Raw genomic sequence first — 23,944 nt, forward strand, 5'->3', positions numbered from 1 at the left:
TTTTCAAAGTTATATCTGAGATAAAAAACTCTTTTTATTTTAGCACAGAAAGATATGGATTTCCAGCTTTTCACAATCTCTTCACAGCACAGTTTCCTCTAAAGGGACAAAAAGGATGCCTCCCCAAAGGAGACATCCTCATCTTGCATCGCTGTTTTTTATCTTTAGTAAGTTTCTTCTGTAGTTCCATCTTCAGAATTTGCTTCTGTATTTTCGTCAGTTCCGGCTTCTGCGGTATCTGTGGAAGTATCTTCAGATGTAGTTTCTCCATAAAGGTTTGCAAAGAACTTCATTGTATCATCATACAGTTTCTGTCTTACTTCAGCATCTACATTTACAAGCAGATCATCATCTGCAATTTCTGTATCAATACTGAAGACTGTCTTCATCTCTTTATCCAGTACGTTCAGCTCAGCTGAGAAATATTTGTCTGTGTCTGCCGGTACATAAGAAGCCCCTGCATCATTTAATACTTTGATATAGGTTTCCAGAACTTTTTTGCTGAGTTTGGAAGCCACATCCTGATCAAGTGTTACCGGAAGTTCTGTCACATTCGGTACAATGCTCTGAAGTACAGCAAGATCTCCCTCATATTCTCCCTTACAGAACTGCTGTGCCTGCTCAAATTTTGCTTTGCCTTCTTCTGTCAGTGTTTCTGTATTCAGAGTATCTTCTGTAGAAGCATCTGTGTTTTCGTCTGTTCCTTCTGTGGAACCATCTGCATTTTCTGTTGTTCCATCTGCAGAAGTATCTGTATTTTCAGTGCTTCCATTCTCTGTTGCTGCTGGGATTTCTTCACTGCTGCTGTTATCTGTACTGCTGTCTGTGCTTTCCTGAGGTGTGTCTTCTGTAGTTCCATCTGAACTTCCATCTGTATTTACGGTTCCGTCTTCTGTCGCATCCGGAATTCCTGTGGAACTGTCAGAACTGTCACTGCTCTCACCTGCATTGTTTGTATCTGCACCTGTCTGCTCTGCAAGTCCCGGATCCTCTGTAGATGTCTCTTTGACATTTCCGCCAAGCGCGCCACTGTCTACATTCGTTGTAATATCTTCACCGGTACCTTCATCAGCAACGTCGCTCTCGATCGGAGTTGGTGTAGGCTGCCCTTCTGCTTCTGCTTTGCTCTGTTCCAGATTCTGCTGAATATTTGCAAGAGTCTGTTTCATTTCCTGAATATCATAATTCTGCTGTGCGATCTGCTGAAGCAGTGATACGATCGTGTCGATCTCATCCTGACTTAAGCTTACACCATTCTGCTCAGCGATATTATATACAATATTGTAGATTTCATCTGCATTCTGAATATTGTCACCAATGATCTGCATCTTTGCCTGGTTGATGATATTGGTTGCATTATCCTGTCCAACCTGCTGAGCCACATCACCTGTAACTACAACTTCTTTGGCTGCAAGGTCTTTCTTGGTAGAATCCAGTTCCTGTCCACTTGCAGACTCGTATGCTTTCATGACACCGGTAAGTGCACCAGTACCGGATACTTCATACGGGCATGCGGCAACAACTTCACAGTTCGTTACTCCTGCTGTAGAAAGTGCTGTTGCGATCATATTACATGTTACATAATTCAGATTGGCTGTACGCACCTTGATGCCGCCGGACTGTGTAGGTTTTACATAGGCACAGCTCAGTGTTCTCGTTCCAATCTGTTCACTTGGAATATATTTGCCAAGCAGATCATGCTCATCCTGGTTGGTAACACTGATAACCTGCACCTGGCTCGCATCTGCCTTGAAATAATTCATCATTGTATTTTTCTGTTCGTCAGTAAGATCCGCTCCAAGTGTAACTACCTTTGACGCATCTGCCATTGCAGGAATCGGTGTGCTGACTGCCAGACACATACTGCAGAGCATTGCAACGATAACGCTTCTTTTCTTCATATCTTCATCCTCCATTGTTCACGCCGACAGAAAATCCGAGTATCTTCCGACCGGCAATTACATCTTCTTTTTAATATCCAGTATTATAACATACATTCTGCCATAATTGTATTTTTTATTTTCTGATACCAGACAGAATCATGGGCATGTACAGCACGAAACAATTTTCAGATATCATATTACTTCCATAAATACCTGGATCGTACCGCCACATACGAGTCCTTCCTCTTCTGCCTGTGAAGCAGTCATATCTACTGTAAAAATCTGCCCCTGTGCACTCTCTTCATGAAGCATTCGCAAACAGAGATGCTGTACTTCACTTTCCATGCATCCGCCTCCGATCGTTCCTATGATTCTTCCATCTTCAAGGACCAGCATCTTTGTTCCAATGCCTCTGGGTGCTGAACCTCTTCTTGCAACGATCGTCGCAAGTGCCTTCTTTGTGTCCGGCTCCTTCTCACCAGTCAGATAGTCCAGCAGTTCTGCGTCATAACCACTCGTCTTACGCACACTGTTTTTCTCTTTGATCAGTTCTGAAACAATGGAGACTGCAATTTCCTCCGGTGTTTCTGCATGGATATCAAGTCCTACCGGTGTATGTATCTCATCCAGAACCTTTCTGTCAAAACCATCTTCCTCCATCTGTTTTTTCAGAAGAGCCGATCTTCCTCTGCTTGCCATCATTCCGACATAAGCATAGGGTTTCTTCAAAATTTCCTCCAGACATACCCGATCATAACGATGCCCTCTGGTCACTACCAGAAAATACGTATCTTCACTTCCCGGAATCTGCTTCAGTGCATTTTCAAAACTGTCACAGATCACCTGATCCGCTCCTGCACGTAGTGCTTCTCCTGCAAAACTCACACGGTCCTCCAGAACAGTCACCGTAAATCCAACTTTTCCTGCCAGAAGGATCACCTGCTGTGCCACATGTCCCGCTCCACAGATTGCCAGATGTGCCGGCTGTTTCAGTGATTCCACAAATAATCTTCTCCCATCTGCTTCTGCAATACCACTCTCCCCCGGCTGCACCAGTTCCCGCAGCCGTTCTGTCTCTATGTCTCCGCTGCCGCATTGTGCTTTCACTTCTCCGTCCGCCAGGAAATATCTGCTTCCAGTCCCATTTCCCTGTATCACGGTCACCAGAAAATTATTTCTTCCCTTCTGTCCGTCTTTCAGTACATTATATAATTCAAAAAGCTTCATCTTATCCCTCCTGCGGATCTTCGGCTGTTTTATCTGCTCCAAAGTATAGCATGTCACAGGACAGTTGTATAGCAATTCTCTGTAAATAAAAGAAGACATACCGATGTTTCCACATATGGACTACATCTGTACGTCTTACTTTTACAAAACGTTTATCTTCGGCATATTTATCTTTTATAATGCCTTGTAATACAGCGCAACAATATCCTGTTTTCGCGAAGAACGTGGGTTTACAGCAATATTTCCACTCTTCATGGCATCATCTGCCATCGCATCGATTTTACTTTCAATCTCATCCTCTGATACTTCTTTTCCTTTGGCCGCCTGGCGGATAGCTGTTGTCAGATCTGCCGGAATTCCGATATCTTCATTCAGTTCACGTATTGCGTCAACCAGCATCAATGGCTCGAACTCATCTTCAAATGCCAGAATCGGACTGATGTAATTATAGATTGTCAGATATCTTCCATGGTCTGCCAGGGCATTATATTCAGCAATCACCGGGAGCAGCACTGCATTTGCTACTCCATGTGCTACATCAAAAAATGCACTCACCGGATGACTCATCGCATGCACATTTCCAAGTCTTGCAAAAGAAAAGGCAATTCCTGCAAAAAGTGACCCTGTCAGCATGGCCTCTGCTGCTTCCAGATCTGTACGTCTTGCAACAAATCTGCGAATATTTTTTCCAATCAGTTCCATGGCTTTTTCTGCCATGGCATCGGAGAATGGTGATGCAGCGGTAGAAACATATGCCTCTTCCGCATGGATAAATGCATCAATTCCACATGCCGCTGCCACAGAAGCCGGTGCAGATGTCAGAAGCTCCGGATCAAGGATTGCATATGATGGAAGAAGTTCATAACTGAATACTGTCAGCTTATAATCCCTGCTATGATCCGTAATAACAGAAAATGCAGTCACCTCTGATCCGGTACCTGCGGTAGTCGGAATCGCGATCAGCGGAATGATCTTGCCCGGTACTTTATGTGCCCCTTCATACTCTGTGATACTGCCGCCAAATTTTGCTGTCACACCAACTGCTTTGGCAACATCCATCGGAGATCCTCCACCAAGTGCCACGATAAAATCTGCTCCGGCTTCTTTAAATGCCTCTGTAGCCTTTTCAACAGTCGTCACGGACGGGTTGGCCTCTACATCCGTAAAGATATCCACTTTCATACCAGCTTCTTTCAGATAATCAGCCGCTTTGTCCACAATTCCCATTTTTCGCAGTGTAGGGCCGGAAATCAGCATGGCATGGGAACCACCCAGTTTTTTTGCACATTCCGGAAGTTTTGCCATCGTTCCTGCACCTACCATAATATTCTGTGGAATAAAAAATTCAAATGCTTCCATAACTAATCAGCCTCTTTTCTTCTATATAACTATATCATATCATTCAAAACTCCATATTTCCGATCTTATGCCGTCATTCTGGAAAGTACACGGTCAATTGCCGCATCAATAACCAGATCCAGTTCTTTATCATCAGCCTCCGGCATAAGAGATGCTGCATCTTCATCCGAAATGATCTCAATAAGGCTGCCGAATTTTTCTTTGTATTTCACTTTGCAGACTGCATAAAATACAACACCAAGGAGACTCCATGCACCTACCATCATCCATTCCTGCATGATAAGTGTTCCGCCGGAACCCGGGATACAATACACCAGAACCATACAGCCGGAAAGGATCACTGCCATTGTACCTACAAATTTGTAAGCCGGTACACGATAAGGTCTTGGCATATCCGGTTCCTTTTTGCGAAGGATCAGGAAAGAGAGTGAAACCATACAATATGCAAGACAGCAGCCAAAGTTACCTGCATCGCAGATCCATACCATCATGACACGTCCTGCGAAAGGAGCGATCATCGTAAGGATACCTATCAGGATCAGTGCATTGACCGGTGTTTTGTGCTTTGGATGGAGTTTTGCAAATACTTTCGGAACCATGTAAGATTCTGCCATAGAATACAATGCACGGGAACCACCGATCATAAAGGAGTTCCAGGATGTAACAATACCGCACATACCACCTACGATGATAACCTTTGCCATCACCGAGGTTCCAAAGGCGTTTGCCATCGCATCTGCAGTTACCAGTCCTGTTGTACTCTGCGAAAGTGCAATCTCTTCCGGATTCAGAACATAACCAACTGCAAGGATTACAAAAGAATAAAATACAACTGCAAGTACAACTGACAGAATCATCATTTTACCAATCTTTTTGAGTGGTACATTGATTTCCTCTGCAGCCTGCGGGATAACGTCAAAACCAATAAAGAAAAATGGTGTGATAACTGCGACTTTCAGTACATTTTTTGCCATGGTACCAGTTGTCTCACCCATAAACATCTGTCCCTGAAGATTATCCACATTACCATTTATAACAGAAGCTACGATCAGAAGAATTCCTGCACCACCGATTATACATGTAAGAACTGTCTGAAGAACAGCAGCTGTTTTTGCTCCCATAATGTTGATCATCATGATTAAGAAGGCAACAATAATTGCAACGATCAGCCAGGAAGCATAGATATCAAATCCGGCAACCGTATAAAGATAGCCTTTCAGAAATCCCGGCCACAGATAAGTGATGATCGTTGGAAACGCACAGGCTTCAAAACAGGTAACTCCTACATATCCAAGAATGATCGCCCAGGTACAGATAAAGGAACCGGTAGGTCCCATTGCCTTATAGCTGAATACGTGCTCACCACCACACTGTGGCATGGCTGCGGTAAGTTCTGCATAGGTAAGACCAACAAAGAAGATCATGACACCACCGATTGCAAAGGCAAGTGCTGCTCCGACAACACCACCGGCATCGATCCATGTTCCGGAAGATACAACCCAGCCCCAGCCGATCATTGCGCCAAAAGCGATTACAAGAATGTCCCATGCACTGAATACTTTATCAAATTCTGATTTTTTCTGTCCCATAGTCTTATTCCTCCTCGCTTCCAAATTTTCTTCTGATCAGTTCTTCCAGGTATTCTGCAGTTCCTTCTATTCCAAGATATGAGCTGTTCATAAGAATATCCCGGTTATGACGGTCGCCTCGGTTGCTGCCTGTCAGCGCCAGATGACGTTTATGGTATCTTTTATCTTTTTCCAGTAATAAGATCTTTGCATCTTTTTCAGAAAGGTTGTGACTCTCCATAATATTATGGATACGTACCTCATCCGGAGCATAAATAAATGCTCTTAAAAGATCAATATCTTTTGTATCCTTCAGGATATAATCTGCGGAACGGCCAATGATCACGCAGGATTCTTTCTCTGCAAGTTTTCGTATGATCTGCTTCTGCACATGGATCGCACGGTCAGTCAGATCCGCATACTTGGAAAACGAGCCACGTACATCGCCTTCTGCACCTTTACCGGCAATCGTTCCGCCCTCCTCTACTTTTTCCATGATCTCTTTCGGAATTCCGACCTCTTCAATGATCTCATCGACAAGATCACGATTGTAAAATTTGATATTGAGGTCTTCCGCTATTTTTCTGCCAATGGCATTTCCTTTGGCTCCATATTCACAGCCAATCGTTATAACCAGATGTCTCATATCGATTTCCTCTCACACGAATTTTTGTTACCGTTTTTTCTTAATCACACTTTTATTCTGTAACAAAAAAGGCGTGCGAACCATACCCTGATGATCCGCGACGCCCTTGTCACTTTTGTCTGTATTTATTTTTCCAGAGATTTGATCGTATCTTCAATGATAGCAACTGCTTTATCGCACTCTTCTTCTGTTACGATAAGCGGTGGGATCATACGGATAATGTGTGCTCCGATCGCAGTGATCAGAAGCTTTCGATCCAGACAGCCATGTTTCACATCTACCCCGCCAATGGTATCATCAAATTCCACGCCTACCAGAAGGCCCTGATGTCTTACTTCTTTTACATGCGGAAGTTTTTCCAGTTTGGATGCGAAATAATCGCCGACTTTCTTTGCATTTCCTGCAAGATCTCTGTCAAGAAGTTCATTCACTTCTGCAAGTGCTGCTGCACAGCTTACCGGATGTCCACCAAAGGTTGTTCCGTGAGAACCTGCTGTAAATGCTTTGGCAACTTCTGCTGTTGCACAGATTGCACCGATTGGCATTCCGCCGCCAAGTGCTTTAGCCATGGAAACAATATCCGGTTTGATGCCATAATTCATATAAGACATTACAGCACCTGTTCTGCACCATCCTGTCTGTACTTCATCGATCAGAAGGAGCATATCGTTTTCATCACAGAATTTACGAAGTCCCTGCATAAATTCCATTGTTGCAGGATGTACACCACCTTCGCCCTGTACCGGTTCGACCATGATCGCGATCGTATTTTCGGTACATGCATCTTTGAATGCCTGCAGATCGTTGTACGGTGCATAGGAGAATCCATAAGTCATTGGTCCGAATCCAACCTGACATCCGTTAGCCGGCTGACCTGTTGCTGACATGGCGCCGAAAGTTCTTCCATGGAATCCCATCTTTGCAGTTACGATATGATAACGGTTCGGTCCGTATTTTTCAATACCATATTTACGTGCCATTTTGATCATTGCTTCGTTTGCTTCTGTACCGGAGTTCTGATAGAAGATCTTGTCCATTCCGATCGTTTCACAGACTTTTTCAGCAAGCAGTGCCTGTGGAATGGTATATGGATAGTTAAAGGTATGCATGATGTCTTCTACCTGATCTTTGACAGCAGCTACAACTTTCGGGTTACAGTTTCCTGCACTGTTTACTGCAATACCAGCATAAAAATCAAGATATGGTGTTCCGTTTTCATCGTATATATACATGCCGTCTGCTGTCTCAGCAAGAAAATCAAAACGTTCATAAGTCTCGATCATGTACTTGTTTACTTTGTCTTTGATGTCCTGAAAAGTTAATCCTGTGTCTTTTAATTTCATTGCTGTGTCCTCCCATATCTTTAAGATAATAAAAAAAAGCAAAGGCAGATTTCCGTTACCGGTAAGCGCCTTTGCTTTGTTTTTTCTGTGTATTATTTTGTACAACATTACAATATCACTGACACTATTATTTGTCAATAGATTTTTTACCAAAAAGATTTTTGTTGATTTTAAAAGACTTTTTGTATTTTAGAGATATATTATGCAATTTTCTTTTGTGCATTATATTGTACATTTTGTTTCTGTATGTTATTACATTTTGTTTGTTCTGCCATTCCACTTCCTTATCACTGTTTTCCGTGATAATCAAGGAAAAAGCAGGTACAGCAGGCCTTTTCCCCACTCTCATTCCGGTATATATGATCCTGGTCTGTCTCAAATTTGAACACCTGATCTTTTCGAATCTGACAGCTCTGTCCATGACATTCTACAGTCAGCACACCTTCCGTCACAACCAGATACTCGCGTGTCTTCTCACCATGACTTCCACTCACATAAATACCGCCGGGCTCAACTTCGATCCGATACACTTCTATAAGGCGTGTATCTTCATACGGCAGGCAGGTCCAGACACGGTACTGTCCTTCCAGTTCCTTGGTCGGAAGCAGTTCTTCCGGTGTCACGAGACAGCAGTCTACTCTCGGCGGCTGGATCAGTTCCTGGAATTCGACTCGAAGACCGCTGGTGATCTTTCCAAGCACCCCAAGCGATGGATTAGCCGTTCCTCTTTCAATCTGTGCCAGCATACTTTTGCTGACGCCAGTCTGTTCTGCTGCCTGATCCAGGCTCATACATTTTGATTTTCGAATTCTTTTCAGATTTGCCGCAACATTTTTTGATAAATAATCCATAATTTATATCTTTTCTTTCTCTGTGAGCATTGATGCTTTCCACTCAGTTACGCTTAAGTGCCATTTTATTTCAGGAATTCATCGACATCTATTCCTCTGAATGACCGGATCGTCGGGAAATATCTGTGTTCCGGCGGTTCTTTTTCCTGGGTATACCAGATTCCTTTCAGCCCGCTTTCCCAAGCACCTTCAATATCCTTTTTTACGTTATCACCGATAAATGCACATTCTTCCGGGCGAACTCCCGCCTTTTCCACACAGATATCAAAAAAATGATAATGTGGTTTCTCTACCCCCGCTTCTTCGCTGGTAACAATAAAATCAATATATGATGTCACACCAATTGCTTCCAGTTTTCTGTACTGAACGTATGCAGTCATGTCTGTCCCGATTCCGATACGAATTTTTCTTTTTTTCAGCTCTTTCATAAATTCCAGGATTCCCGGATTTGACTGTATATGCTGAATAAATGTGTCCCAGTAGGCATGATACATATTTCGCGCATGCGGAAAAAGTGGCTGTTCGAGAAGTTCCAGCATACACTGCATCCGCAGCATACGGCTGTGGATTGCAGCAGTATCTGTTCCGATCCGGTCTGTCATGATTCGTCCGGCCTTTCTGTAGCAGGTCTGCATCTCGTCTGTTGTAATCCCAAACGAATCCCTGCAGTATACAGCCAAAGCTTCCATTCCATAAATATGATTTTCATCATAACTGTATACGGTATTGTCTATGTCAAAAATGACCGCTTTTATCATCATGTTTCTCCTTGTCTTTTTTCCTGATTTCTATCTTACCCTATTCTTTTCCTTTTGACCATATAAAAATGCCGGTGCACATCTGTTTCTTTCAGATATACACCGACTTCTTCTTACTCTAAAATATGCTCTCTTCCCATGGAAATGATAGTTCTTACGTGATCATCTGCCAGAGAATAAAAAATAGATTTTCCGTCTCTACGGGCCTTCACCAGTTTATTCTGCTTGAGGATACGAAGCTGATGGGACACTGCGGACTGGGTCATGTTCAGGACCTTTGCCAGATCACAGACACACACTTCAGATTCAAACAGCACAAACAGGATACGGATACGGGTAGAATCCGCAAATACCTTAAACAGATCTGCCAGATCATACAGCTCTTCTTCGTCCGGCATGGTCTCATTCACGATCTTTAAAAGATCTTCATGAATCTCCTGGCAATCACAGATGATTTCTTCTCTCTCTTCTGCCATATTTTTCTCGCTTTCTCTCTAAACTATTCAGTTCAAGTAACTACAATTTTTTAACAAACAAAGTTCTGATCGCATTCAGTACTGCAATGATCATAACTCCGACATCTGCAAAAATCGCAACCCACATATTGGCAATACCCACTGCACCAAGAATCAGACAGATTACCTTGATTCCGATTGCAAAATAAATATTTTCATATACAATACGCATACATTTCTTCGCGATACGGATTGCCTTGACGATCTTCATCGGATCGTCATCCATAAGAACAACATCTGCTGCCTCAATAGCCGCATCCGATCCAAGTGCTCCCATGGCAATACCAATATCTGCTCTGGAAAGTACCGGAGCGTCATTGATACCATCCCCAACAAAGGCAAGTTTCTCTTTCTCTGTCTTTTTTGCGAGAAGTTCTTCTACCTTACTTACTTTATCAGCCGGAAGAAGTTCACTGTATACACGGTCTACACCAAGCTCACCTGCTACCTGCTGTGCAACCTTATCAATATCGCCCGTCAGCATGACCGTCTCTTTAATGCCATTTTTCTTAAGATTTACAATTGCCTCTTTTGAAGTCGGTTTCAGGACATCCGAAATCAGGATATGCCCTGCATAAGCTCCATCGATTGCAACATGGATGACCGTTCCGACCTGATGGCACTCTACTGCCTCCACGCCGATACGTTTCATCAGTTTTGTATTTCCGACTGCAACAGAGATTCCGTCCACCTTCGCCGTAACACCATTTCCGCTGATTTCCTCTACATCTGTGACACGTTTCTGGTCAATTTCCTTACCGTAAGCAGTTTTCAGGCTGCGGCTGATCGGATGTGACGAAAAACTTTCTGCCAGTGCTGCATATTCCAGAATCTTTTTTTCTTCCATCGTGTTATGGTGAACACCTACAACTTCAAACACACCCTTGGTCAGGGTACCGGTCTTGTCAAATACTACATATTTTGTCCGGGCCAGAGTTTCCAGATAGTTGGATCCTTTGACCAGAACACCGGCATTGCTGGCTCCACCGATTCCCGCAAAGAACCCCAGCGGAATACTGATGACCAGAGCACAAGGGCAGCTGATTACAAGGAATGTCAGGGCTCTGTAGATCCACTGGCCCCACATTGCAGGATCGTGAAGGAGCACGAGATTTACAAGCGGCGGCAGGATTGCCAGTGCAAGTGCTCCATAACATACTGCCGGTGTATAATAATGGGCAAATTTTGAAATAAAATTCTCAGATCTGGATTTACGGGAACTGGATTCTTCAATCAGTTCCAGAATCTTCGATACGGTCGATTCGTCAAATTCTTTTGTTGTCTTAATCTTCAGTACACCGGTCATATTGATGCATCCGCTGATGATCTCATCTCCCGCTTTTGCACTGCGCGGAAGGCTCTCACCGGTCAGTGCACTGGTGTTGAGGCTACTGTTTCCTTCTACGATCACGCCATCAATCGGGACTTTTTCACCCGGCTGTACGACGATAACGGAACCAACCTCAACTTCATCCGGATCTACTTTTTCTAACTTACCATCGTTTTCAATATTAGCATAATCCGGGCGGATATCCATCAGTTCGGTAATGTTACGGCGGCTCTTTCCAACTGCATAGCTCTGGAAAAGTTCACCAATCTGGTAGAACAGCATAACCGCGATCGATTCGTTATAATCGCCGCTTTTTTCATAAACTGCCAACGCAAATGCACCGATCGTTGCAATGGCCATCAAAAAGTTTTCATCGAAAACCTGACCATTTTTGATTCCTTTAAATGCTTTCTTTACAATATCATATCCGATAACCAGATAAACTGCCAGATAGCAGATAAATCTCGGAATTCCCATAATCGGAACGAAATGCAAAACGATCAGTAACACCGCTGCTATGATGATACGTGTCAGCATTTTTTTCTGCTTTTTATTCATAACCTCTTTCCTCCCGCCATTTATTTAAATGCCCTGCCGCATCCGCAGCAGAGCATTCTCATTTCATCTTATAAATAAATCTCGCAATCGTCTTCTACTTTCTTACAGTTCTTCAGAACTTCTTTCATTACGCTGTCCGGATCCTGTCCTTCTTCAAATTCTACTTTCATCTTGAGCATCATGAAATTCACGCTTGCATCTTTAACACCTGCTGTGTTCTTAGCTACTTCTTCCATTTTATTTGCACAGTTTGCACAGTCAACTTCAATTTTGTAAGATTTCTTCATAGTAGTATTCTCCTTCTCATATATGTTTTATTCACGTTTTCATATGAACATTCATTCATATGTTTGATTGTATTATAACACTACCCTCATATATGTCAATATATTTTAAAGAACTTTTCAGACGATTTATGCACAAAAAAATCCTCTCAGTATTGTAAAAATATACTGAAAGGATTTTCTCTCTTTTATTCCTTCACCAGCAGTGCCACTGCTTCTGTCCACACGGTCTCGCAGAACTGGTCTACACAACAGGCTTTTTCAAGTCGATATCCCGCCTGCAAAAATGCCTCCAGATCACGTGCAAGGCTGGTTGCTTTACAGGAGACATACACAATACGGTTTACCCCATAGGAAAGGATCTTCGGCAGCGCTTTCGGATGGATTCCATCGCGAGGTGGATCCAGGACGATCACATCCGGCTTCTCAGTCAGATCATCCAGAACCTTCAGGACGTCACCGGCAATGAATTTACAGTTATCCAGTCCATTCAGCTTCGCATTCTCTCTTGCTGCTGCAACTGCATCTTCCACGATTTCCACACCGATCACTTCTTTTGCTACCGGAGCAAGCAGCTGCGCGATCGTTCCGGTTCCACTGTAAAGATCGAACACTTCCATTCCACTCGTATTCTGGATATAATCACGCACAATATTGTACAGTACTTCCGCAGCCAGTGAATTCGGCTGGAAGAAAGAAAACGTGCTGATACGGAATTTCAATCCGAGCAGTGTCTCATAGAAATAGTCCTGTCCATAAAGTATCCTTGTCTCATCGCTCTGAACTACATCTGAAAGTGAATCATTGAGAATATGCATGATTCCAACAATCCTGCCCTCCAGTGGAAGAGCCAGAAGCTGATCTTTCAGCGGTTCCAGATCATACTCTTCCTGAGTGGTCGTTACAAGATGCACCAGAATCTCACCGGAAGTAACACCTCTTCTCAACATCAGGTGCCGCAGATAACCGGTGTGCTGCAGTTTCCTGTAATAAGAAGCTCCTTTTTCTCTGAAAAATTCTCTTACACAAGTCAGGATATCCGTCATATCCTTATGCACCAGCTTACAGTCGTCAGTATTCAGGATATCATACGTACTTCCTTTCTTATGCAGGCCAAGGGACAGTGGTCCGTCTTTGACCTCATCTCCAAAAGAAAACTCCATCTTATTGCGGTATCCGAATTCGATCGGGCTTCCGTGAATACCCTCCCATTCAAAAGCTGCATTTCCATTCTCATCTATCTGACCACCCTGGATCAATGCCTCTTCCAGAAGCTCTCGTATCTGTGTCTCTTTCATATGAAGCTGGTCTTCATAGGACATTGTCTGATACATGCAGCCACCACATGCCGGAAAATTGCTGCATACCGGTTCTCTTGTCTCCAATGGTGATTTTTCCATTACCTCCAGGATACGTCCCTGTGCCCTTCCGGAACGTTTCTTCTGAATCATAAAGCGTACCTTCTGTCCCGGAATTCCGTTCTTGATCAGAACCTTCTGATCCTCCACAAAAACATATCCCTTATTCGGGAAGTCCACCTTCTCTATTACACCTTCGTAAATTTCACCTTTTTTCATGCTTTCTATTCCTCATTTATATATTTGAAACACTTGCATCCAGCTGTCTCTTCGTAACCCTCACTCTTTTGTCTTTGACAGAGCAGTAAAACAGCCCCGGTTATCTGCCGGAGCTGTTTGAACTTCATGCTACGCTTACTCTGTTGCCATTCTCTCTGCAAGCAGTCATCTTACTCTTCTTCATCCTCGAAGTAATCATCAAAATCATCATCGAAATCTTCTTCAAAATCTTCCAGATAATCCGGAGCAAAGAAGCGATATACTGCAAATGCGATTCCTGCAACTGCTGCAACTGCGCCTATGATAGCCAGTACCCAGAGGACTGTATTTTTTTCTTTTTCGTCTTCTTTTTTCTTTAAAGCAGCAAGTAAATCCTCAATTTTCTCGTTCAGGTTTAAATTATTCAGATTCATGACGGGCACCTTCCTCTCACTCATTTATAGGTCATAGTATACCACTAATCCATCCATTTTACCATATTTTCTCGCAAATTTTCGATTATGTTTCTGCACCTTATCCATCCAGAACTTCTGATACACCAATCCGCTCCCCAAGTTTTACTCTTGTCTCAATTCCCTTTTCGGAATTCATAAAGATGTCTGGATCAGGCAGTACCCGTTCCTTCTGTGTCATCAGTATAACCGTCGAACCACCAAATGCGAAATTTCCTTTTTCTTTTCCCCGTTTTACACGGCCACGAAGTGGTACATTCTCAATCCTGCCGACCATCAACGCTCCGACTTCCATCATCAGAACCGTTCCAAAATTCACAGTCTTCAACAACGCATATTCTCTTGTATTTTCTTTGTAAATTGGATACACATCATTGGCGACCGGATTGACCGTATGCAGTTCACCCGGAATATGCACTCTCCGGGATTCAAATCCATCATCTATATAGATATATCTGTGATAATCGTCCACACATAAACGGAACACCCAGAGAAGTCCGCCTTCGTATCGTTTCGCCAGAACCGGATTCTTCAGAAGTTCAGCAACTGTATAGGATGTATGTTTGATTTTTACATGACAGTTCTCACTGATCGGATAAACACTCACCCTGCTGTCGCAGGGACTGACAAAAGCTTCCGGTACCATATCGATTTCTCTGGCACCCTCTCGAATCTGTCTGGTAAAAAAATCATTGTACGACCAATACTTTTTCGGTTCATAATCTCTCATATCAATTCCTGCATGTCTTATAAATGCCGGAACCGCCAGTGCAGATACTCTGGAGTCCAGAATTCTGCCCCCAATCTCTGAAAGTACAGGATTTACAAGCGGTTTAAGTAAAGCCCTGCCAATTGCAGAGCCATACATTTTTTCCAGGAATCTGTCCTGAAACGAATCATTTTCAGTTACATGACCTTTTCGGTCTGCCGTATATGTTGTCATGCTGCTGCTCCTTTCAGTTTCCTGATCGTATGGTAATGAGCCCACCATCCTTCTTTGTAAAAAAGAATAAACAGTACTGCCACTGCCACAACTGCAACCAGTACCACCAATTCCTGATTGGTCGGCTTGCGGAAACGGAAATTAAAAATAAACAAGAATCCTACGATCAGCATCGCTGCATGAAGCAATCCCACAAAATAACGAAATCCCGGAAAAAATACCGATGCCACAAACAGAAGCGGCATGATCACAGCCATAGATGTGATCGGAAGTCCCTGATAGTACTTGCGGTTCTCAGATGTCTCGCTCTGGCGTTTTGCCTCCATCACATTAAAATATGCAAGACGGATCACTCCTGCCATCCCGTAAAATGCAAGGATCGCAATGCTGTATGCTTTACACATTCCAAGTTTGTAGCCCAGAATGATTGGAAAAATCCCAAAACAGACAATGTCACAGAGAGAATCGATCTGAATACCAAAGGATTTCTCATCATCGGTTCTGTTCTTCTTTGTCCGGGCTATCTTTCCATCAAACATATCACACAGTCCGGAAAAAGCCAGACAGGATACTGCCAGCGTAAGCTTCCCGTCAATCGCACAAAACATACCCAGGATGGATGAAACAAGACTGATATATGTAACAACTACTGTATAATCATAAAATCCTATCATTCGTAACTCTCCTTATTTTCTTTGCCATGCCCCTGTCCGATCGTAAGCTGTGCCACAATCGTAAAAAGTGCACTGATCAAAAGCTCCCCATAATAACCAAGTCCTCTGCTGAGAACCATCCCCGGCAGAAGTAATGTGCCAAATACCGGGGTGAATATTGTCAGGAACAGTGTCTCACTGATTCCCATACCTCCCGGAAGCGGAAGCATATCTACGGAAACCGAGATCACTGCCTGAAGAAACAGCACCGTCCAGAATCCTGTTCCTGACAGTGAAAATGCTTTATATACAAACCATGTTACTGCAAACATTGCCATTCTCTGTACAAATGTGATCGCAATGATATTCACGATCACTCTCGGATGTGTCTTCAGATAAGCAGCTGTATCTCTGTAAGTATCCATGGAATCTTCCAGTTTTTTCAGCCTTCCTTCTTTGTGACGAAGAATACGGAATTTCTCAAGAATCGAAAGTCCCCATACAAGAAATGATCTGGCAAGCAGTGGATGAAATACCAGAATCGTCATAAAAGTCACACAGAAAATATTCAGTCCCAATCCCAGATAGAAAACAGGAAGAATTCCTTCCAGATACTGATGCAGGAATCCTCTTCCAAACACAGCCACTCCGATACCAACCACCACCAGCACCAGCTTATAGGTGATCGTAATGATCATCAGAATAACCGCAGAAACTGGAATAGATATGTTTTTCTTTTTCATATAATATGCCTGCATTGGCTGTCCACCACTCGCAGATGGTGTAATACAGCTGAAAAAGAATCCTACCGATGAAAAGAGAAAACAGGTCCTTTTTTTCAGTTTTATTCCATAGGACCGCATCATATACCATATGATGATCGACTCACCCCAGATAAAGAATGCCACCAGTGCAAGCCCGGGCACGAGCCATCGTTTATCCGCACTCCGAATGGCATCCATCATAGCTCCGAGATCTTCTCCATGAAACACTCCATAAATTGTGAGCACAAAGACAATGATCAGGAAAGCTCCATTAAAGATCACTCTTCTATTTTTTTTCATAAGCAGCTCACCCTTCTGTAGATTTCAGAATCTTTTTCTCGATCCTGCTGCCAAATCTTTCGTAAATTTTGTACAAATTTGTGTTTCTTCCGATACAGAAACACAGTTCTGCAAGAAGGATTCCTCCTGCCACGTCCACCAGAACATGCTGTTTCGTCAGCAATGTAGAGACAAACACAAGAATTGCCAGCACTGCCGACACTCTCTGGTACCATACCGGAATTTCTTTTCTTCCGCGGATACCCAGATAGCAGAACCAGCTGACCAGACAATGAATAGACGGAAACAGATTATCTGCTGCATCAATAGAGTACAGCCACAAAGCAAGCTGATTCCATAATCCTCCATCTGTTATCACTGGTCTAGTATTCGTTGTGGGATACAAAAGAAAGAAACCAAGGCAGATACATCTTGATATAAAATCTCCTGTAAAAAACTGGTACACACTGTGTCGATCCTGCCTGGCAATCAGAATGTAATTGACGATCCAGAAAAGATAGCATCCAAAATAGATAATCAGAAACTGTGGGACAAAAGGAAGGCTCCTGTCCACAGCAGTTTCTATATTGTGGTGGTACCATCCACCTGCGATCATTCTGGAACCTGAATAAACAAGACAATTAAATACAAACGAAAAAATAACCGGGAAAATTCCATATGCAGGGAGTATCCTCGTGAGACCTTTTAAAATTTTTTTCATTCTGTACTCCCTTCGAATTTTCATGTATCCAGTATATCATTCATTAAAAGGTAAAACAACTAAAGTACAGAAACTTTAAGATTTCTTAAGAAAATTATAAAAAGTTATATTTTCTTAAGTTTTGCAAAGGCAGCGAACATTTTTTTAACTCCGACTTTGTCAAAATCTACAGTAACCTCATAATCTCTGCCGCCTTCTACGATATCCTTAACGATGCCAACACCAAATTTAATGTGACGGACCGTATCCCCAACACCGTAATCCAGGGAATCCGCTTTCGTTACCTTAAAATTCTGTGGCTGAAATGCCTTCGTATGGAAGCTTTTCTTCATCTGCAGATAGCTGTTGAGCGGAGATTTTGTCTCCGGGATCTTTGGTTTGTGTTCCTGAACAGTATGTCCAAGATCCACCAGTTCCCGTGGAATCTCTCTCACAAATCTGGAAACGCGATTATACTGCGTTTCCCCACGCACCATACGCTGCTGCGCACTGGTCATAGTCAGTTCTTTCATGGCTCTGGTGATTCCCACATAACAAAGCCTGCGCTCCTCTTCCAGCTCCGACTGGTCACCGGAAAAGATGCACATACTGCTCGGGAACATGCCATCTTCCATTCCGGCAAGGTATACATATGGAAATTCCAGTCCCTTTGCACTGTGCAAAGTCATCAATACTACATAATCCTGATTCTCATCTACAGAATCAATATCCGCGATCAGCGCAATTTCTTCCAGGAATCCAGATAATGTTGCCTCTCTGTTCTCAGCCTTCATTGTCTCTTCATAAGAAACCGTTTTGGATATCAGCTCATCGATATTCTCCACCCTGGCTCTGGATTCTTCTGTATCTTCTGCTTTCAATTCATCCACATAACCGGTCAGATCTATGATTTCCTCCAGAAGCTCCGATACAGAATATGCCTGTGCTTTGCTCTTAAGTGACTGGATAAATGTAACAAATCCATCCACTTTTGAAAGACTGCGTCCGATCGACGGCACTTCCTCTGCCACACGGAGTGCATCATAAAAACTGATATTCATCATGTCGGCATAATCCTGGATTCTGCCGACCGTTGTTGCTCCGATTCCACGCTTTGGTACATTCAGGATTCTACGTACCGCAAGATCATCCGCTGCATTGTCTACCGTTTTCAGATAGCAGAGCAGATCTTTGATTTCTTTACGTGCATAGAAGTTCACTCCCCCTACGATCTTGTAAGGAATGTTTGCAAGCAGACACTTCTCTTCAAAAAGACGGGACTGTGCATTTGTTCGATAAAGTACTGCGCAGTTATGATACTCTGCTGTCCCTTCTCTGTGTCGTCGGGCAATGTCCCCTACAACAAATTCAGCTTCCTCATATCCATTCATAAACTGTCGGAAATGAATTTTCTCTCCCTCCGGGTTCTCTGTCCAGAGTGTTTTTTCTTTACGCTCTGTATTATTTGCGATCACACCATTCGCTGCATTTAAGATATTCTGCGTAGAACGATAATTCTGCTCCAGACGAATAACTTTAGCATCCGGGAATACCCGCTCAAATCCCAGGATATTTCCAATATTGGCTCCACGGAATCTGTAAATGGACTGGTCATCATCACCGACTACACACAGATTCTCATATCTGGATGCCAGAAGACTTACAAACTTAAACTGTGCCGTATTGGTATCCTGATATTCATCTACCATAATATAGCGGAAACGTTCCTGATAACTCTGCAGAACATCGCCACAATTCTGGAACAGTTCCACTGTCTTGCATATGAGGTCATCAAAATCCAGCGCATTATTCCGACGCAGTGCTGCCTGATATTCACGATAAACCTGCGCTGCTCTTTTCTGGTTAAAATCAGCACCTGCATTCATTTCCATTTCATCCGGAGTCAGCAGCTCATCTTTTGCATGTGAAATCTGAGCCAGTAGTGCACGTTCCTTCACTTTCTTGGTATCGATATTCATTTTGCGACAGATTTCTTTGATTAGTATCTTCTGGTCGTCCGCATCGTAAATCGTAAAATTATTATCATAACCGAGACGGTCTATATGGCGTCGTAGGATCCGCACACATGTCGAGTGAAAAGTTGATACCCATACACTTCCCCCTTCGCTTCCTGCGATCTTGTCCACACGTTCTCTCATCTCGTGAGCCGCTTTGTTGGTAAATGTGATTGCCAGAATATTCCACGGATTCACACCCTTTTCTGCGATCAGATAAGCAATCCTGTGTGTCAGTACTCTGGTCTTTCCTGAGCCGGCTCCTGCAAGAATCAGAAGTGGTCCATCCGTATGCAGAACAGCTTCTTTCTGTCGGTCATTCAATGTATCATAAATTGTATTCATCAATTATCTCCTGTTTCTTTGTGGTTACTTATTTCGAACTGATGTTTTCTTGCTATCTTTTTAATTATACATGAAACCTGGTATGGGGTAAAGGAATTTTAAAATCATTTACAAAAACCATTTACAAGTAGTATTTAAAACTATATAATAGAGCGTGCAGGTATTAGAAATACCATTCTGCCTTTATTTCAGGCAAAGGAGATGAATTTATGTCAGTTAATACAGACTCCATGATCCGGAATATTCTGGATCGTGTTTCCAGAATCGGTTATGTAAAACCAGAGGATATTCCCAATATAGATCTTTATATGGATCAGGTCACTACTTTTATGGAAGCACAGCTTGCTCATTCCAAACGCTATGAAGATGACAAGATTCTTACAAAGACCATGATCAATAATTATGCCAAGAATAATCTGCTTCCTTCTCCTGAGAAGAAGCGCTATTCAAAAGAACACCTGCTGGTTCTGATCTTTATCTACTATTTCAAAAATATTTTATCGATCAGCGATATTCAGACTCTGCTCGGACCACTGACCGATAAATATTTCAGATCTATGGATGATATGGATCTCACTGCTATCTACAACGAAGTATTCAGTATGGAAAAAGGACAGATCGAATCTCTTCAGAAGGAGCTTCTGGAGCGCTATGAAATTGCTCAGGGAACTTTTGAGAATGCACCGGAAGAAGACAGGGATTTCCTGAAATTATTTTCTTTCATCTGTCTTCTCAGCTTTGATGTTTATGTAAAAAAAATGCTGATCGAGCAGATGATCGACGAACTCCGTGCTTCCACGGATACAGACACAAAACATAAGAAAAAATAATACAGCATCAGAAGTACTGATCCTGTATTACGTAAAAATTACCTGCATCACTGCAGGTAATTTTTATTTACATAGCCGCTCTTTCCAAGTCTGGAAGAATATACATACCAGTAAGTACTTCCACTGGAATCCTGGACCTGAACGGTATCGCCGTTATTCAACTGTCCGATCTCATTTGCATCATCATACGCTTTTGCATTACGAAGTGCCAGATAGCCACTCTTGACTTTCACTGTCTTTGTAACAACCGCAGATGCTGTATTGTCTTTATTTTTTACCAGATAATCTTTATTTACATATCCGCCCTTTCCAAGTCCCGGTACATATACCAGCCAGTAGGTACTGTCACTGGCATCCGCAATCTGTACCTTATCTCCTGTATAAAGTTCTGCAACTTCATTGGACGATTTAAACGCCTTGGCATTACGAAGCGCCAGATATCCACTCTTGACACTTACATAACGTTCACTTGAAGAATTCGCCAGATATCTGCGATTTACATATCCGGATTTCTTGAGTCGTGATGCATATACATACCAGTAGGTGCTTCCACTGGAATCTGTCACATCAACGGTATCACCTGTATAAAGCTTACCAATTTCATTCTTATCATCATATGCCTTGGCATTTCGGAGAGCCAGATAGCCATCCGCTACTGTAACTGTGTAGGAAGTGGTGGCCGCCCATCCTGTCTGCACCGTCATCGGCATAACAAGTGCAAGTGCGATCACACATGCGAAAATACGTTTCAGGACTCCTGACCTCTGCATTGTGGAAAATCTCTTCTTCATAATGTTGCCCTCCTTTGTATTTAGTTTTTGCTCCCCGTGACAAGTCTTCGAGTAAATACGACACCGAACCGTTCTTGCCAAATTTTTTATTATAGTTTATCATATAGGAAACAACTTTTTGTAAAATAAAATTTCTCGGGAGGATATATATTCATGCGCAAACTATTATCTGTTTTTCTTGCCGGATGTCTGCTTTTACTGCTTCCTGCCACGATCTGGGCTTCTGCGGAAACCACCTATGAAAGCGAACAGGGACAGGCCATGATCAAGGCTCCATCTTCGGCTTCTCCAAATGCTTCTGCCAATACTGAAGCCGATGTCGATTCTTCAGATGACTCCGAAGGTACTTTGAGTCCTTCCGGTTCTTCCTCAGGCATGGACTGGTCTGCCGCAAACACGGCTTCAACTCCGTCTTCCGCTTCCAGGCAGTTTACCGTCTGTATTGATCCGGGACATCAGGGAAGCTGGGTAGACATGAGTGCACAGGAACCTATGGCTCCAGGTTCATCTCAGACCAAAAATAAAGCTACGACCGGTACTGCCGGTAACTACTCCAAGGTTCCGGAATATGAAGTCAACCTTGAAGTTTCTCTTGTCCTTGAAAAAGAACTGACTTCTCGTGGGTACAAGGTTGTCATGACCCGCGAGGATAACGACAAGGCCATCAGCAACAAAGAACGTGCAGAATTCGCCACAGAATCCGGCGCCGATATCACGGTCCGCATTCATGCAAACAGTGACAACAGTGCTTCTGCTGCCGGTGCTCTTACCATGGCCCCAACCAGTTCCAATCAGTATCTGGACAAGGAACTCATCGAAAAAAGTAATGCGCTTGCATCCTGTATCATCGACAGTTACTGCAATGCCACCGGACTTGCAAACAAAGGCGTCATCTCTGCCGACAATATGACTGGTACCAACTGGAGTACAGTTCCGGTTGCCATCCTCGAAATGGGATTTATGAGTAACCAGAATGATGATCTTTACATTACCAATTCCGCAAATCACGAAACTATGGCAAGGGGAATTGCCGATGGAATCGATGCATATTTCAATACTGTCGAACCGGCTATTACTACTGTCGGAGAACACCTCGCCGATCTCACCTCACAGCTGGAAAAGAACTATACGGATCCGCTTGAACAACAGGGAGAACTCTGGGCAATCGCAGCTATGGATCTGAAGACGCAGGCCTACAGCACAGTCAATGCCGAACAGTCCATGCAGTCTGCCAGTGTTATCAAAGCATTTATCATGGCCGCTGTTTATGACAAACTGATATATCCAGATGAAGGAACTACGATTTCATCCGATTATGAAAGTACTCTGAAACCTCTCCTCACCAGTATGATCACAGTCAGTGACAATGACTCTGCCAACGAACTGGTCCGCAAGCTCGGTGGAGGCGATTTTCAGACAGGAGCTGCTATTGTCAATGAGTTCTGTCAGGAGCGGAACTACACCTCCACGCATCTTGGCCGCGAGTTCCTGGCTTCTGATCCAACCGATGACAATTACACAAGTGCTTCCGACTGCTGCCGACTGCTCTCTGATATTTACAACAGTTCTCTGGTAAACGCAGAAGCATCTGCCGAAATGCTTGCGCTCCTTACAAGCCAGACAAAGACAGCCAAGATTCCGGCAGGTGTTCCTTCCGGCACCGCAACTGCCAACAAAACCGGAGAACTTGCAGATTCCGGAAAACTCGGTGTTGTCGAAAACGATATTGCCATTGTCTTTGATAAAAAGCATCCATATGTGCTCTGTGTACTTTCCAATAATATTAAGAATAATTCCAGTGCACAGAATACGATCAAAAAAATCTCTGCGGATGTCTATACATATATGACCACAAAACAAAAGTAATTTCTCACAGCAACAAAAAAGGAACAGACCTTTGGATTATTCCATTGCCTGTTCCTTTTCCCTGTATTTCTTTATTCTTTATTCTTCTGTCTTTCCTGCGGTTTCTTTTTCTTTCATTCTGGAAAAGACCATCTCATATCCGTCATTTCCGTAGTTGAGAGAACGGTTCACACGGCTGATCGTCGCGGTGGAAGCACCGGTCTTCTCTGAAATATCCAGATATGTGCGTTTGTCTGTCAGCATCTTTGCAACTTCAAAACGCTGTGACAGAGAAAGAAGTTCATTGATCGTACATACATCCTCAAAAAATGTATAACATTCTTCTTTATTCTTCAGACAAAGGATTGCTTCAAATAAATGATCAACCTCTTCTGTTCTGATTTTTTTACCCATAATCCCTGCTCCTT

The 23,944-nt window shown here is 43.1% G+C and carries 22 protein-coding genes; 2 read left to right on the forward strand and 20 right to left on the reverse strand.

The window, feature by feature from the left end:
• Positions 1–164 precede the first annotated feature (164 nt).
• From LI112_RS00505 to pcrA, 18 genes are all read right to left on the reverse strand, one after another.
• On the reverse strand, positions 165–1,901 hold the full coding sequence (locus LI112_RS00505; RefSeq protein ID WP_227190069.1) for a DUF1002 domain-containing protein: 1,737 nt from the start codon (positions 1,899–1,901) through the stop codon (positions 165–167).
• Between the two features lie 174 nt (positions 1,902–2,075).
• Entirely contained in the window at positions 2,076–3,110 is a 1,035-nt protein-coding gene (locus LI112_RS00510) for an XdhC/CoxI family protein (RefSeq protein WP_129795511.1), read from the reverse strand.
• A 174-nt stretch (positions 3,111–3,284) separates the two neighbouring features.
• Positions 3,285–4,469, reverse strand: a complete 1,185-nt coding sequence (locus LI112_RS00515) for an iron-containing alcohol dehydrogenase (protein WP_129795510.1) — start codon at positions 4,467–4,469, stop codon at positions 3,285–3,287.
• Positions 4,470–4,534: 65 nt separating this feature from the next.
• Positions 4,535–6,058 carry an APC family permease gene (locus tag LI112_RS00520; protein WP_227190070.1) on the reverse strand — a complete coding sequence of 508 codons (1,524 nt, stop codon included), beginning with the start codon at positions 6,056–6,058 and terminating at the stop codon, positions 4,535–4,537.
• Positions 6,059–6,062: 4 nt separating this feature from the next.
• The gene (locus LI112_RS00525) at positions 6,063–6,683 is read right to left on the reverse strand and encodes a cytidylate kinase-like family protein (RefSeq protein ID WP_055056023.1); all 621 of its coding nucleotides are present in this window, start codon (positions 6,681–6,683) and stop codon (positions 6,063–6,065) included.
• A 125-nt stretch (positions 6,684–6,808) separates the two neighbouring features.
• On the reverse strand, positions 6,809–8,026 hold the full coding sequence (locus LI112_RS00530; protein ID WP_117997103.1) for an aspartate aminotransferase family protein: 1,218 nt from the start codon (positions 8,024–8,026) through the stop codon (positions 6,809–6,811).
• Positions 8,027–8,313: 287 nt separating this feature from the next.
• Complete coding sequence (locus LI112_RS00535) at positions 8,314–8,877, reverse strand: helix-turn-helix domain-containing protein (RefSeq protein WP_055056025.1); 564 nt, start codon at positions 8,875–8,877, stop codon at positions 8,314–8,316.
• Between the two features lie 65 nt (positions 8,878–8,942).
• The gene (locus LI112_RS00540; protein WP_227190071.1) at positions 8,943–9,638 is read right to left on the reverse strand and encodes an HAD family hydrolase; all 696 of its coding nucleotides are present in this window, start codon (positions 9,636–9,638) and stop codon (positions 8,943–8,945) included.
• A gap of 110 nt (positions 9,639–9,748) precedes the next feature.
• Positions 9,749–10,111, reverse strand: a complete 363-nt coding sequence (locus LI112_RS00545) for a helix-turn-helix transcriptional regulator (protein WP_022389228.1) — start codon at positions 10,109–10,111, stop codon at positions 9,749–9,751.
• A gap of 40 nt (positions 10,112–10,151) precedes the next feature.
• Positions 10,152–12,038, reverse strand: coding sequence for a heavy metal translocating P-type ATPase (locus tag LI112_RS00550; protein WP_227190072.1), 1,887 nt, complete (start codon positions 12,036–12,038; stop codon positions 10,152–10,154).
• A gap of 68 nt (positions 12,039–12,106) precedes the next feature.
• A complete protein-coding gene (locus tag LI112_RS00555; protein WP_227190073.1) occupies positions 12,107–12,325 on the reverse strand; it encodes a cation transporter in 219 nt (72 codons plus the stop codon).
• 185 nt (positions 12,326–12,510) lie between these two features.
• Positions 12,511–13,899, reverse strand: a complete 1,389-nt coding sequence (gene rlmD / locus LI112_RS00560) for a 23S rRNA (uracil(1939)-C(5))-methyltransferase RlmD (RefSeq protein ID WP_117753510.1) — start codon at positions 13,897–13,899, stop codon at positions 12,511–12,513.
• A 170-nt stretch (positions 13,900–14,069) separates the two neighbouring features.
• Entirely contained in the window at positions 14,070–14,312 is a 243-nt protein-coding gene (locus tag LI112_RS00565; RefSeq protein ID WP_005427824.1) for a hypothetical protein, read from the reverse strand.
• A gap of 100 nt (positions 14,313–14,412) precedes the next feature.
• On the reverse strand, positions 14,413–15,294 hold the full coding sequence (locus LI112_RS00570; protein WP_117592426.1) for a phosphatidylserine decarboxylase: 882 nt from the start codon (positions 15,292–15,294) through the stop codon (positions 14,413–14,415).
• Entirely contained in the window at positions 15,291–15,968 is a 678-nt protein-coding gene (locus LI112_RS00575) for a phosphatidylcholine/phosphatidylserine synthase (protein ID WP_005427830.1), read from the reverse strand. Before LI112_RS00575 ends, LI112_RS00570 begins: the two co-directional genes overlap by 4 nt.
• Positions 15,965–17,011 carry a lysylphosphatidylglycerol synthase transmembrane domain-containing protein gene (locus LI112_RS00580; protein WP_227190074.1) on the reverse strand — a complete coding sequence of 349 codons (1,047 nt, stop codon included), beginning with the start codon at positions 17,009–17,011 and terminating at the stop codon, positions 15,965–15,967. Before LI112_RS00580 ends, LI112_RS00575 begins: the two co-directional genes overlap by 4 nt.
• Before the next feature lie 7 nt (positions 17,012–17,018).
• Positions 17,019–17,711 (reverse strand): phosphatase PAP2 family protein, encoded by a 693-nt coding sequence (locus LI112_RS00585; protein ID WP_022389222.1) that lies wholly within the window; start codon positions 17,709–17,711, stop codon positions 17,019–17,021.
• 104 nt (positions 17,712–17,815) lie between these two features.
• Complete coding sequence (gene pcrA / locus LI112_RS00590) at positions 17,816–20,050, reverse strand: DNA helicase PcrA (protein ID WP_117627589.1); 2,235 nt, start codon at positions 20,048–20,050, stop codon at positions 17,816–17,818.
• Between the two features lie 209 nt (positions 20,051–20,259).
• Between pcrA and LI112_RS00595 the strand changes: the two genes are divergently transcribed.
• Positions 20,260–20,880 (forward strand): DUF1836 domain-containing protein, encoded by a 621-nt coding sequence (locus LI112_RS00595; protein ID WP_227190075.1) that lies wholly within the window; start codon positions 20,260–20,262, stop codon positions 20,878–20,880.
• Between the two features lie 47 nt (positions 20,881–20,927).
• On the opposite strand, the gene LI112_RS00600 is transcribed toward LI112_RS00595, so the two are convergent.
• On the reverse strand, positions 20,928–21,671 hold the full coding sequence (locus LI112_RS00600; protein ID WP_144368859.1) for an SH3 domain-containing protein: 744 nt from the start codon (positions 21,669–21,671) through the stop codon (positions 20,928–20,930).
• A gap of 153 nt (positions 21,672–21,824) precedes the next feature.
• Here LI112_RS00600 and LI112_RS00605 point away from each other — a divergent pair, with 153 nt between their 5' ends.
• Complete coding sequence (locus LI112_RS00605) at positions 21,825–23,537, forward strand: N-acetylmuramoyl-L-alanine amidase (protein WP_227190076.1); 1,713 nt, start codon at positions 21,825–21,827, stop codon at positions 23,535–23,537.
• 78 nt (positions 23,538–23,615) lie between these two features.
• On the opposite strand, the gene LI112_RS00610 is transcribed toward LI112_RS00605, so the two are convergent.
• Positions 23,616–23,930 (reverse strand): YerC/YecD family TrpR-related protein, encoded by a 315-nt coding sequence (locus LI112_RS00610; RefSeq protein WP_005427856.1) that lies wholly within the window; start codon positions 23,928–23,930, stop codon positions 23,616–23,618.
• Positions 23,931–23,944: the final 14 nt, after the last annotated feature.

The organism is Blautia sp. 210820-DFI.6.14, assembly GCF_020558815.1.
GTDB lineage: Bacteria > Bacillota > Clostridia > Lachnospirales > Lachnospiraceae > Blautia_A > Blautia_A obeum.

Excerpts from the sequence above, each read along its gene's own strand:
- LI112_RS00585 (WP_022389222.1), bottom strand. The coding sequence starts at position 17,711 with ATGAAAAAAATTTTAAAAGGTCTCACGAGGATACTCCCTGCATATGGA.
- LI112_RS00550 (WP_227190072.1), bottom strand. The coding sequence starts at position 12,038 with ATGAATAAAAAGCAGAAAAAAATGCTGACACGTATCATCATAGCAGCG.
- LI112_RS00555 (WP_227190073.1), bottom strand. The coding sequence starts at position 12,325 with ATGAAGAAATCTTACAAAATTGAAGTTGACTGTGCAAACTGTGCAAAT.
- LI112_RS00595 (WP_227190075.1), top strand. The coding sequence starts at position 20,260 with ATGTCAGTTAATACAGACTCCATGATCCGGAATATTCTGGATCGTGTT.
- LI112_RS00505 (WP_227190069.1), bottom strand. The coding sequence starts at position 1,901 with ATGAAGAAAAGAAGCGTTATCGTTGCAATGCTCTGCAGTATGTGTCTG.
- LI112_RS00575 (WP_005427830.1), bottom strand. The coding sequence starts at position 15,968 with ATGATAGGATTTTATGATTATACAGTAGTTGTTACATATATCAGTCTT.
- rlmD (WP_117753510.1), bottom strand. The coding sequence starts at position 13,899 with ATGAAAAAAGGTGAAATTTACGAAGGTGTAATAGAGAAGGTGGACTTC.
- LI112_RS00565 (WP_005427824.1), bottom strand. The coding sequence starts at position 14,312 with ATGAATCTGAATAATTTAAACCTGAACGAGAAAATTGAGGATTTACTT.
- LI112_RS00580 (WP_227190074.1), bottom strand. The coding sequence starts at position 17,011 with ATGAAAAAAAATAGAAGAGTGATCTTTAATGGAGCTTTCCTGATCATT.
- LI112_RS00520 (WP_227190070.1), bottom strand. The coding sequence starts at position 6,058 with ATGGGACAGAAAAAATCAGAATTTGATAAAGTATTCAGTGCATGGGAC.
- LI112_RS00605 (WP_227190076.1), top strand. The coding sequence starts at position 21,825 with ATGCGCAAACTATTATCTGTTTTTCTTGCCGGATGTCTGCTTTTACTG.
- LI112_RS00540 (WP_227190071.1), bottom strand. The coding sequence starts at position 9,638 with ATGATGATAAAAGCGGTCATTTTTGACATAGACAATACCGTATACAGT.
- LI112_RS00530 (WP_117997103.1), bottom strand. The coding sequence starts at position 8,026 with ATGAAATTAAAAGACACAGGATTAACTTTTCAGGACATCAAAGACAAA.
- pcrA (WP_117627589.1), bottom strand. The coding sequence starts at position 20,050 with ATGAATACAATTTATGATACATTGAATGACCGACAGAAAGAAGCTGTT.
- LI112_RS00535 (WP_055056025.1), bottom strand. The coding sequence starts at position 8,877 with ATGGATTATTTATCAAAAAATGTTGCGGCAAATCTGAAAAGAATTCGA.
- LI112_RS00510 (WP_129795511.1), bottom strand. The coding sequence starts at position 3,110 with ATGAAGCTTTTTGAATTATATAATGTACTGAAAGACGGACAGAAGGGA.
- LI112_RS00610 (WP_005427856.1), bottom strand. The coding sequence starts at position 23,930 with ATGGGTAAAAAAATCAGAACAGAAGAGGTTGATCATTTATTTGAAGCA.
- LI112_RS00545 (WP_022389228.1), bottom strand. The coding sequence starts at position 10,111 with ATGGCAGAAGAGAGAGAAGAAATCATCTGTGATTGCCAGGAGATTCAT.
- LI112_RS00570 (WP_117592426.1), bottom strand. The coding sequence starts at position 15,294 with ATGACAACATATACGGCAGACCGAAAAGGTCATGTAACTGAAAATGAT.
- LI112_RS00600 (WP_144368859.1), bottom strand. The coding sequence starts at position 21,671 with ATGAAGAAGAGATTTTCCACAATGCAGAGGTCAGGAGTCCTGAAACGT.
- LI112_RS00515 (WP_129795510.1), bottom strand. The coding sequence starts at position 4,469 with ATGGAAGCATTTGAATTTTTTATTCCACAGAATATTATGGTAGGTGCA.
- LI112_RS00525 (WP_055056023.1), bottom strand. The coding sequence starts at position 6,683 with ATGAGACATCTGGTTATAACGATTGGCTGTGAATATGGAGCCAAAGGA.